Origin of the sequence: Chryseobacterium sp., from assembly GCF_022869225.1 — a bacterium.
Lineage (GTDB): Bacteria > Bacteroidota > Bacteroidia > Flavobacteriales > Weeksellaceae > Chryseobacterium.
Genome location: NZ_JALIHL010000001.1, coordinates 4,029,515 through 4,041,073, shown reverse-complemented (window position 1 = coordinate 4,041,073; position 11,559 = coordinate 4,029,515). Strand labels below are relative to the sequence as shown.

Sequence of the window (11,559 nt, the reverse complement as noted above, 5' to 3'; positions counted from 1 at the left end):
GCCTTAAAAACAGGATGCGTGATAACACTTTGTGCCTTTGCGTTTTCCAACAAACTTTAATCTAAGCTTGAGATCACTTGTTTTTTGTTTTTAGGTTTTAAAATTTAAATGCGAAACTGGCGAGGATCTCTCTTGGTTTTTGTGGCTGCCCATAGAAGTTCCAATACTTTTCATCCAGGGCATTATTCATTTTCAGACCGATCCTGTATTTTTTCTTATCATAGAACACAGTGGCTCCTACCGTTGTATAGGCTGGTGCAAGGAAATGATTAATAATATTGATGTAGGTTTGATCTACAAAATTAAATCCTGCCCCAAAGCCAAGTCCTTCACAAACTCCATCCATGATCTTATAACTTGTCCAAAGGTTGGCAACATGTTTAGGTGTCCATGCTATTCTTTTCCCGCTGTCTTTACTGCGGTCATCATATTTATTGTCATTATAACCATAACCGGCCACGATATTCCATCCTTTGAACGGGTTGGCAATAAGATCGATCTCCAATCCCTGGCTTTTAATATTTCCGTCCTGAATACTTCCTATTCCGCCAGGATCAGCAACAAGTCTGTTTTTAACATTGATGTTATAATAACTTACCGTTGTCAGTAATTTTTTATTAAAAAGATCCAGTTTGAAACCTCCCTCAATCTGGTTTCCCTGCTCGGGATCCCATTTCGTCAGAACTCCTGCTTCGTTGAGGGAGGGAGCGTAGTTTTTAAAGCCATTCACATAATTGGCAAAGAATGAAATTTGATCCTTCACTATTTCATACACCAGTCCAAACTTGGGAGAAAACTGGGTCTGTTGATACCCTGCCACTTTATTTTCAGGATAGCCGTTCTGCGTTGAAATTTCCACTCCATTAATAACGGTATCGTCATTTTTATAGCTGTCTACTCTCAAGCTCGCCATGATCAGGAGGTTATCTGTAATATTCAAAACATCAGAAACATACGCGCTCAATGTTCTGAATCTGGTAATATCGGATTCTGTAGATTTTCTCTCCGTAGTCATAAACTTATTTCTTGAAATCGGATCCCATGCTGAAGAACTGTCAAGGTTTACTTTATCATAAGGCATGAAAACATTGCTGTATCCATTGGCTGCATAATAAGGGAACTGGTATTTGGAAGTCTGCTGGAAGTAATCGAATCCTACAACCAGCCGGTTTCTTAAATTTCCTATTTTAAAATCTCCGATAAAGTTCTGCTGAATGTTATCAGTAGTAATTTTATAGCTGTCAAAAGGGCGGATCATTCTTTCCACCTGATTATTATTCAGGTACCTGAGTACCAGAAAGATGGATTCATTTTCATTAGCCTCTCCTCTCTGATAGGAAGTTCTGGAGGTCCACTGATCATTAAATTGGTGGGTCACTTCAGCCATTGTTACAAAATTGGTCCTTTTAGATCCGATATCATTACTCGTAAATGCCCTTTTATAAGCTACTTCCAGATCTTTCATCGAATGATAATTCAGCTTTTCCGAGTTTCTTACGTAAGCATTAAGGGTTTTATTTGGAGCATGGAATTCAGTATCCAGCGTTACGGTAGTTTTATCACTTACTTTATACAAAACGCTTCCTGAGAAAAATACCCCTTTACTGAAACCTGCATCCTGGAAGGAGTCCTGGGAATAGGCAGCGACATTGAATCTGGCCAAAGCTGTTTTTTCTTTATTCAATGGAGTGTTGATGTCTGCGGTGATTCTGTTCATCCCCCAGCTTCCTGTCGTATAGTTGATGATTCCCCCAAAGTTTTCCTGCGGTTTTTTGGTCACTACATTCACTACTCCGCCATAATTGGCCAGTGTTCCTCCAAATAAGGTTCCTGAGGGTCCTTTGATGATTTCTATTCTTTCAATATTGGCAATTTCCGACTGTACTCTCGGATTTTGAGTCAAACCATTCCTGAAGCTCGCATTGGAACTGAATCCTCTCAGGAAAATATCATTTCCGCTATCATTCACACTGTTGTTCACTACGACTCCCGGGGCAGAAGCCATTGCCGTATTGAAATCTATGGCATTCATTTCACTGATGATCTCTTTGGGAACCAGATTGTAAACGGTAGGATTTTCGAGGTTTTCCAAAGGAAGCCTTGCCACTGATTCTGATTTCTTGGTTCTGTAATTGTGTGTTCCCTGAAGGGATACCGCCTGGATTTCAGCCACTTTAAGGGTGTCTGCTTCCTGGGCACTCAACAGTGAAACCGTCAACAGTGCAGCAGAAATAATTGTTCTTTTCATTCTATAATTAAGTTTAGTGCTGCAAAATTATTTTATTTTTATTAATTCTAAATAAAAACATGATACAAATCATAAAATTCTTTGAACAAAAACAAGCATGAATAGAGGGTTTCCAGAAATCCGGAAACCCTCTATTTCATCAGAAGATGATATGTAATGATATTTAGCTATACTACTGCCGATGCCATCATCGACATATAGTAATTGGCACAATGCAAGGAATTGATCAGTAGTATTTCTTTATTAGAAAGCATTTCAAATTTTTCAGCAGTGGTAATATGATATTCGTAATTCATGGAGGTCCATTTCAGATGAGGCTTCATGACAAAGAGTTCATCTCCCTGCTGATCAGCAAGTACAAATGATTCTTTAAATATTCCCCGGTGTTTAAAAAGAAAACCCTCCTTTACACCCTCAAAATAAGTCTGTATCACAATTTCCCCGTTCCAGTTCATCCGGAACTTCAAAAGGACTCTTTCATTATCTTTCAGCTCAATAGTAGTTCCCCAGAAACCTTTCGGTTCAACCAGATAAAAACGGTTTCCAATCTCTATTTCAGCATTAAATTTAAACCAGCTTTTATAGATAAGCCTTCCTATGAATTGACTGTCTTTCGTTACCTCAAAAGATAAGGAATGGGTTGATTTTGCGTAATATTCTGCCATGGCTGTTTTTAGTTTTGAGGGATTTTATCAATTTTAAAATATCAATAATGCAGTTCATTTTTTGCCCCTCTAATTTATACAATCTCTTAAACAGAAAAAAATTTAACCTGATTTTTAATTGATTAAATAAAAAAAAACTTAATACTTATTGTTTAAGCACAAAAGATCCAAAGCATTCAAATCATAATAGCCAATAAAAAATTAATGATCTTGCCCAGCTCCATCCCGTATTGCAGCTTCAAGTATTTCAATATTGATATCTTTCAATGTTTTGAATCTAATACAATATCCGCTTACACTTGCCTTTCCTATTTTTTCACCATAGGTTTGGGCTAAGTAGGTTTTGTCTTTAATCCCCATGATATAGACTGAAATCCCTGTTGTATTGGCGCTCAGACCGATCCGGTAAAATGCTCTGGTTGTGCCGTCAGTATATTTCAGGGTGTATGATCCATATCCTATGTTTGGATTGGAAACCGTTTTATTTTCTTTGTTTTTACCCTCCAAAAACCAGAGCTTACCATTGGGCATGGTCTGTAATATGAGCAGGTGAAGCTCTTGCATATCATTACGTTTGGGTTCCGCTTGGCTGGTAATGTAATTTTCGATTTGTTCTTGTATGCTCATATAAATTATTTATTATCACTATAATCCTAGTTTAAATCAGACAAAATTAGGAGGCTTTTAATTTCAAAGATAAAAAACCCCGTAAGTTTTCTTACGGAGCCCGGCTTATTTTATTTCTGATTAGTCTTACTCACCAATAGGATCATAACAGGATCGCTTACAGTCAGGACAATGGAATATTTCCAGAACAATTTTCAGTCCTATATCGATTGATCGAGTCTTTTAAGGATTTAATCGAGTCCATATCATTTTCCATCATTTTAAGCTGACTAGAGCAGCCATTGACTTGGTTTTCCAAATTTTTCATAAGATTTTTGTAGTCATTAATAAAGGCTTTGACTTCGCCTTCATTTTTAATGGTATCTTGTATTAATTGATTCATATTGTCGGCAATGACATACAAGGGCTGATATTTTCCCAGCAGGTCAACGTATTGATCTTTTATATGGCTGGGAACCTCAAAATCATTCGGTTCCATATTCTTTGAACCAAAAACAGCATCTATTATATCATAAATATAATTTTGAATCGTACTCAATAATTTTGCTTCCGGTATTAATTCAAGGGTCATCTTGGAAAGGGTTTTTGAAATGGTCATAAGGTACAATAACGCTTCTCCATTGCTTGACGCAAAAAACTTCTTATTCTCTAATTCTTTTTTGATTTTCAATAAATCATTTTGGTAGTCTTTCTTTAATTTATATTGTTCCAGCACTTTACGATACCGAAACTGAAGTTCATTGTAGTCCAGACCTGCTAAGAACGCACAAAATTGTTCATTATTTAATGTTAAACTTGGATAAGTTAAATTCTTCTTATCGGGATAACTTAGTGGAGTTGGAAGCATCTTAGTGGAGATATTTAATGACCAGATTTTTACATACAATTTCAAGCTTTTGTTCCAGCTCCTGCAAGCATGGAACTTCGTTATCCCAGTGAATTATTACATAATATTTGTCTTTGCTCAGTTTAATATTACAGCTAACCAGGTGGTCGTCCACATACACTTTAAAGTGTTTTGAACAGTTACAGAATACAGGCAGAAAACATTTACACTTTAATTTTACTGAAAGATGAATAATGCTTCTATTCTTTTCTTTATCACTAGATATTTTGGTGATATAGGGCAACTCATTTTGCAGCAAAAGGTTTTTAATTTTTTGCTCATTATTTTTATCCTTAACCCTTTCTTTTTCCAGATTTCTCATATCGTCTGAATAAGGCTCAGTGGCAGGATTAATTCCAACTAATGAATCTATATAAAATGCTCCGGAATTTATTGTAAAGTAAGATTCCTGTTTCAGTTCTTCGAGTTCAAATAAGTTTTTATTTATTAAAGATTTTGTCTTCAGCGTATTGGAATATTCTTTTGTATTATTGTAAAATATTGATTTGCTTTCATCTAATATTGATTTATTTTCATCCAGCTTATCTTTCTCTTTTTTATATTTTTCCGGATTATAATATTTACTTTTTTTATTGTTATAAATTAGATTTGCCCGTTTTTCTTTAAATATGTCTTTTATTTTATCATCGTTATCTATTTTTTTTAATTGGGTATGATCAACAGGCTCAATACTTATCACGTTGCTTTCTTCAGCATATTCCTCATGAATAAGATCATTAATAATTTTAGCGAGCCGTTCCGAAATTTCCGCTTTTTCACAACAGCAAACCTCCTCAATAAGCAAAGGATTAATGCTCTCAATGATGTTTTCTATATACAGTTCCAAATTGTGAAAATTATAATACTTAGCCTCATATAATCCCGAATTAGGAATAAGCTCGGTTGTTTTTGTTATCGACATTTGGAGTTCATCCAGGAACAGTCCGCTTTTAAACCGATTATTTATTTGATAGATCATTAAATTCAAAGTGGAACCCTGGTTGATATTGGAAATATTTGATGTTCTGCTGGAAGATTGATTAACGGTTATAGATTGTGAAGATGATTCATTTACTTCTGAAACCAGCCTACGATTAATAGAAGCACTTGTTTTTCTGGCCAGCTTGCTCATATCCCGGGTAAATGTTTTCACCGTTGAAGTCGTACTACCGCTGGCACCTCCTGATACTACACCGCCATAACTTCCACTGACATTCGCACTGAACGAATCGGTTTTCGAGATTTCTTTGGTAGCTTCATTCTGTAACTCTGTTGACAAGTCAAAAGAATTTGACGTATTTAAGTCAGAGGTGTTCTTTAGAGAGCTAGACTTGGTGGTATTCTGTGTAAACGATGTGCTTAAAGATATTTGGCGGGATTCGCCGGGAGCCAAGTTAACAGAATTGACAAGCTGACCTAATTCAGCGCCTTCCCAAGCAATTCTGTAAGCCAAGGTTTCCCTTATGCTTAAATCGGGTAAATCCTGGGAAAACAGAACTGGAAGGGGGGCAAAGAAAATTTTAGCATCAACCGGATATTTTTTTTCCGTGAGAATGAAATCATATTCATAAGTAATGATGACACAATTAAGTCTAAAGCTTTCGTCTTCTTCACATTGTTTGAGTATTTGAGACATAAAAGTTCCATCATGTTCCGATACATAGCCCTCGAAGGTTTTGATGAATGTAAAAAAATGAATATCTTTTACATCACTTTGCAGCTGAATCTTGTAGCTTTCCAAAGGATCAAGCAAATCAACTTTTACCGGAACAGGTAAGATTTCAGTTTGATACCCTACTCCATAACGGGTTTCATTATGGCTTTTCACACAAACATTACCTCCAAACGGACTTAATGGAATTCTTAAATCACAAACAGATTCCTGATAAGGATAGGTATATGAATAAGTAAATGATTTTTCAATTAACCTGAATATATCTCCTTTTGCAATACTTGTTAGGTTGTATTTCTGTAATACATCCTGAGTTACATTCTTTCCGTTTGCCGTATATATTTCTTTTGTATTTTCTGTACAAATGAAATACCCTATATTTTTAAAATCCTGGTTAATATTCTCAATCCTATTCTTGATTTCAAAAAACCGATTACAAATTTCAAAATAGCTTTGCTTAGCTATATTTAATTGTTCCTGGTCAAGGGTATTTGAAAAATTGGCGGCAATATCGTCAAGTTTTGATGAATTGGGTATTTCATTTTTAGTAGTCGCATCTATTGTATTAGCTTCATAGACATTTTTTAGTTTTGTTAAAAATATCAATTCATTATCTAACCTAAAAAATTCTTCACGCAGGAAAATTAAGCTCCTGTCAATTGATGAATTTTTTGGAAAAAAATATTTTTCATTAAAAGTATTATCTGTTGATTTTTTAAAACAAATATTTACATTTAACTGAAGGTCATGTTGATCTAATTCACTCCAAAACTCCTGAATACTTAAAGTCTCTAAATCTGTTATTTCAAATATTTTCTCAAAATCAGTTTTTGTAAAATAATCGTATTTTTTGTTTGAAAAATAATATAATCTTTCAGATTCATGATGAATGATACAAAAAACATCCGGTGTTGAATACAGAACATTTTGTTTTTTATTGGATAAATATCCTATTTCCGCTAACATCCAATATTTATTTTTGATGTCAGTATCAGATAATTGGAGGGTTTCATTAAAATTGTTCTTTTCTGTATTTAATAAGGGATAATACTTTTTGTAGCTCCAATATTTAAAAAAGTATTCTTGAATTAATTGGATAGAAGTTTTAAAATTACTATTGATAATATCTACATTATTTTTATCAATATTCAATACATCAAGCCAATCGACATCCACTTTTTTAAATCTCTCAAAATCCAAAATGGAATTTGAGTTTAAAAACTTACTTGGCGCTAATATGCTAAGCTTACTTTCCAGCTCTTCTTTGTTCTTTATTGAACCTTGAATAATTTGACAGTCCATATGTGTTTTGTTTTTTTAAGTCTGAGTTTAATTGCTCTATCTGGCTGATATACAGCGGTGGGTACTACTGAAAATAGTAGTTTTCAGAACTACGTTCAATAGAAGTAGGTTTTCCGTGCCCTTGCAAGGACATTGCATTCCTTATTGTTTCCAATTTATAATTACATCATCTGTTACAGGATTCAATCTCAAATCGAAAAATTTATTTGGATATTCGGTGTTAAAATAAATTCTTTGTTGTCATATGTTTTTACTAAAGCATAGCTTATATTGGGTCTTTTATTATCAATCGGGTCCGCAAATCAAAGATGCTTACACTTAAGTTTATACAGCACATCAATTCCAACTAGAGTAACGGTAAACTGTCTGTCAGTATACCACTGAATAAGTATTTATTGCTTATCAAAAGTACTTTATATAAGAGTAAGTATCAATCACCCTTTTGTGGTATTTTGGAACAGTAAATAGTAAAAACCCCTCGTAAGATATCTTACGAGGGGTTTTAAATCATAGGGATTATCCGAAATTACATCGTTTCCATTTTGAAACTCATGCTTTCGATTACTTTTAAGATCGCTTCTACCGTATCCATTGACGTCAGACAAGGAACTCCGTTTTCCACACTCATCCTTCTGATCTGGAAACCGTCTCTTTCAGCCTGTTTACCTTTTGTAGTGGTATTCACAACATACTGAACTTTTCCTTTCTGGATCAGGTCAATAAGGTTTACACTTTCTTCTCCGATCTTGTATCCGATCTTACAAGGGATGCCTTTTTCTTCAAAGAATTTTGCAGTCCCTTCTGTAGCCCAGATTCTGAAACCTACTTCATGGAATCTTGAGGCTAATGCTGCAGCTTCTTCTTTATGCTTATCTGCTACTGTGAATAAGATTGAACCGTGCATAGGAACTTTTCTCCCTGCTGCAACAAGGCCCTTGTAAAGCGCTTTTTCCAGGGTGGTATCTTTCCCCATAACCTCTCCGGTAGACTTCATCTCAGGGCCTAGCGAGATATCCACTTTTGTTAATTTTGAGAAAGAGAACACAGGGACTTTTACAAATACCCCTTCTTTATTTGGAACTAAACCATCCTTGTAGCCTAGATCCGTTAATTTCTGTCCTAAGATTGCTTTTGTTGCAAGATTCGCCATCGGAACCTCTGTGATCTTGGACAAGAAAGGAACTGTTCTTGAAGAACGCGGGTTTACTTCGATCACATATACGTTTCCTTCGAAAAGGACGTACTGAATGTTCATCAATCCGATCACTTTCAGTCCTTTTGCCAGTCTCTTCGTATAGTCTACCAAGGTTTCGATTTCGCTCTGGGAAATATTTTGTGGCGGATACACTGCGATAGAGTCTCCGGAGTGAACTCCCGCTCTTTCGATATGTTCCATAATTCCAGGAATCACCACGGTTTCCCCGTCACAGATCGCATCTACTTCGATTTCTTTTCCTACCATATACTTGTCAACCAGGACAGGGTGTTCAGGACTTGCGTCTACCGCATTTTCCATATAGTGCGCCAGTTCTGCTTCTGCATATACAATTTCCATTGCTCTTCCTCCAAGCACGTAGCTCGGACGTACCAATACCGGATAGCCGATTTCGTTGGCAATTTTTATAGCTTCTTCTTTTGAAGTGGAAGTCCTTCCTTTTGGCTGAGGAATTCCAAGTTCCTGAAGTGCTTTTTCAAATTTATCTCTGTTTTCAGCTCTGTCAAGATCTTCCAGGGAAGTTCCTAAGATCTGTACTCCGTGGGATGCCAATTTATCGGCAAGGTTAATTGCTGTTTGTCCTCCGAACTGAACCACCACTCCTTTAGGTTTTTCAAGCTCGATGATGTTCATTACATCTTCTTCCGTAAGCGGCTCGAAGTATAGTTTGTCAGAGATGGAGAAGTCTGTGGAAACTGTTTCAGGGTTGTTGTTGATGATGATCGCTTCATAACCCATTTCTTTGATCGCCCAAACCGAGTGAACAGTCGCGTAGTCGAATTCAACTCCCTGGCCGATTCTGATAGGTCCTGAGCCTAGTACGATGATCTTTTCTTTGCCGGAAACAACACTTTCATTTTCTTCTTCATAGGTTCCATAGAAGTATGGAGTCTCACTTTCAAACTCGGCGGCACAGGTATCCACCATTTTGTATACCGGCATTAGTCCGTTTTCCTTTCTGAAATTGAAAATCTCACGCTCTGTCACATTCCAAAGAACAGCAATATTGATGTCTGCAAAACCTAGTTTTTTAGCCTCAATCAGTGTTTCTTTATCAAATTTATTTTCCGCAATAACTTTTTCGAAATCAACCAGTTTCTTAAGTTTCCAGATAAAGAATTTATCTATTTTACTCCATTCTACGATCTGTTCCCAGTCGTACCCTCTTCTTAAAGCATCTCCGATGATGAATAATCTTTCATCATCACATACTCTGATTCTTCTTTCGATTTCCTCTGCGGTAAGTGCCTGGGCCTGCTTTGTTTTTAATCCTAAGTGTTTGATTCCTGTTTCTAATGAACGGATCGCTTTCTGTAAAGACTCTTCGAAATTTCTTCCGATCGCCATTACTTCACCAGTCGCTTTCATCTGAGTAGAAAGTCTTCTGTCCGCTGTTTCGAATTTATCGAATGGGAATCTTGGGAATTTAGTAACCACATAGTCCAGTGCAGGTTCGAAACATGCGTATGTCTTTCCTGTGACAGGATTCATAATTTCATCCAGCGTCAGTCCTACAGCAATTTTCGCAGCGATCTTTGCAATCGGATATCCGGTTGCCTTACTCGCTAAAGCTGATGAACGGGATACTCTCGGGTTTACCTCAATGATATAGTAGTTGAAAGAATGCGGGTCTAATGCCAATTGTACGTTACATCCTCCTTCAATTCCTAAGGCTCTGATGATTTTTAAAGAAGCATTTCTCAATAACTGGTACTCTCTGTCTGAAAGCGTCTGAGATGGTGCTACTACAATTGAATCTCCTGTATGAACTCCCACAGGATCTATATTTTCCATGTTACAAACCACAATGGCATTGTCATTTGCATCACGCATTACTTCATATTCAATTTCTTTGAAACCGGCAATCGATTTCTCGATAAGACACTGGGTCACCGGGCTATATTTCAGTCCCAGCTCGGCAATTTCTTTCAATTCAGCCTCAGTGGAAGCAATACCTCCTCCGGTACCTCCCATTGTAAAAGCAGGACGAACAATTACAGGATATCCGATCTCATCAGCAAAGGCCAGTGCTCCTTCTACTGTGTTCACGATATCAGATTCAGGAACCGGCTCATTTAATTCTCTCATCAGCTCACGGAAAAGGTCTCTGTCTTCTGCTCTGTTGATCGCAGAAAGCTTTGTTCCCAATACTTCCACTTTGCATTCTTCAAGAATTCCTGATTTTTCCAGTTCTACCGCCATATTCAGACCTGTCTGCCCTCCAAGTGTTGGGAGCAATGCATCCGGACGTTCTTTTCTGATGATGTGGCTTACAAACTGTAATGAAATCGGTTCGATATATACTTTATCGGCGATTTCCACATCGGTCATGATCGTTGCAGGGTTTGAGTTGATCAAAATTACCTTGTAGCCTTCTTCTTTCAAAGACAGGCAAGCCTGCGTTCCTGCGTAATCAAATTCAGCTGCCTGACCAATGATGATAGGTCCTGAACCGATTACTAAAATTGTTTTTATATCTGTACGTTTTGCCATTTTTCTTTTTTTTAAGATACAAGATGTTAGATTTCAGATGTCAGATTTCCAACATTATGTTTACTTTTTTAAGTTAGATTTGAATGTATAAATCATTCTTTGAATTTCATTCAGATTTGATATTAAACTGTTGACAGTTTCTGTATTGACCAGCTCTAATTCTTTTATTAAAATCAATTGAGTTTGTAATTCAAAAGAGGATGCGTTTGCAATTCCAAGAAAGTGATAAAATTCACTATCATTATTTCTCCCTGCTCCTTCAGCAATGTTTGAAGGGATTGAGATTACAGACCTTTTAATTTGAGAAATTAAACCGAACTTTTCATCCTTTGGTAGATCTGCACAAATTATATAAACCTGTTTTGCAAGTTCTATAGATTTCTGCCAAAAAATCAGTTTTTCAAAATTGTGCATGATCAAAGTCTGTTATCTGATGTCTAATATCTAAAA

General features: G+C 36.3%; 6 protein-coding genes and 1 pseudogene. All 7 read right to left on the bottom strand.

Annotated features, from left to right (window positions below; all coding sequences use genetic code 11):
- Positions 1-97: 97 nt before the first annotated feature.
- On the bottom strand, positions 98-2,248 hold the full coding sequence (locus MUW56_RS18835) for a TonB-dependent siderophore receptor (protein ID WP_292014636.1): 2,151 nt from the start codon (positions 2,246-2,248) through the stop codon (positions 98-100).
- A gap of 167 nt (positions 2,249-2,415) precedes the next feature.
- Positions 2,416-2,913, bottom strand: a complete 498-nt coding sequence (locus MUW56_RS18830) for a hypothetical protein (protein ID WP_292014635.1) — start codon at positions 2,911-2,913, stop codon at positions 2,416-2,418.
- Positions 2,914-3,114: 201 nt separating this feature from the next.
- Complete coding sequence (locus MUW56_RS18825) at positions 3,115-3,540, bottom strand: DUF1801 domain-containing protein (RefSeq protein ID WP_292014634.1); 426 nt, start codon at positions 3,538-3,540, stop codon at positions 3,115-3,117.
- A gap of 163 nt (positions 3,541-3,703) precedes the next feature.
- Positions 3,704-4,387, bottom strand: a complete 684-nt coding sequence (locus MUW56_RS18820) for a hypothetical protein (RefSeq protein ID WP_292014633.1) — start codon at positions 4,385-4,387, stop codon at positions 3,704-3,706.
- 1 nt (position 4,388) lies between these two features.
- Entirely contained in the window at positions 4,389-7,400 is a 3,012-nt protein-coding gene (locus MUW56_RS18815) for a hypothetical protein (RefSeq protein ID WP_292014632.1), read from the bottom strand.
- A 434-nt stretch (positions 7,401-7,834) separates the two neighbouring features.
- A pseudogene (gene carB, locus MUW56_RS18810) lies at positions 7,835-11,109 on the bottom strand (carbamoyl-phosphate synthase large subunit).
- A 60-nt stretch (positions 11,110-11,169) separates the two neighbouring features.
- Positions 11,170-11,523: a four helix bundle protein gene (locus MUW56_RS18805; protein WP_292014630.1), complete on the bottom strand. Its 354-nt coding sequence runs from the start codon at positions 11,521-11,523 to the stop codon at positions 11,170-11,172.
- Between the last annotated feature and the right edge of the window lie 36 nt (positions 11,524-11,559).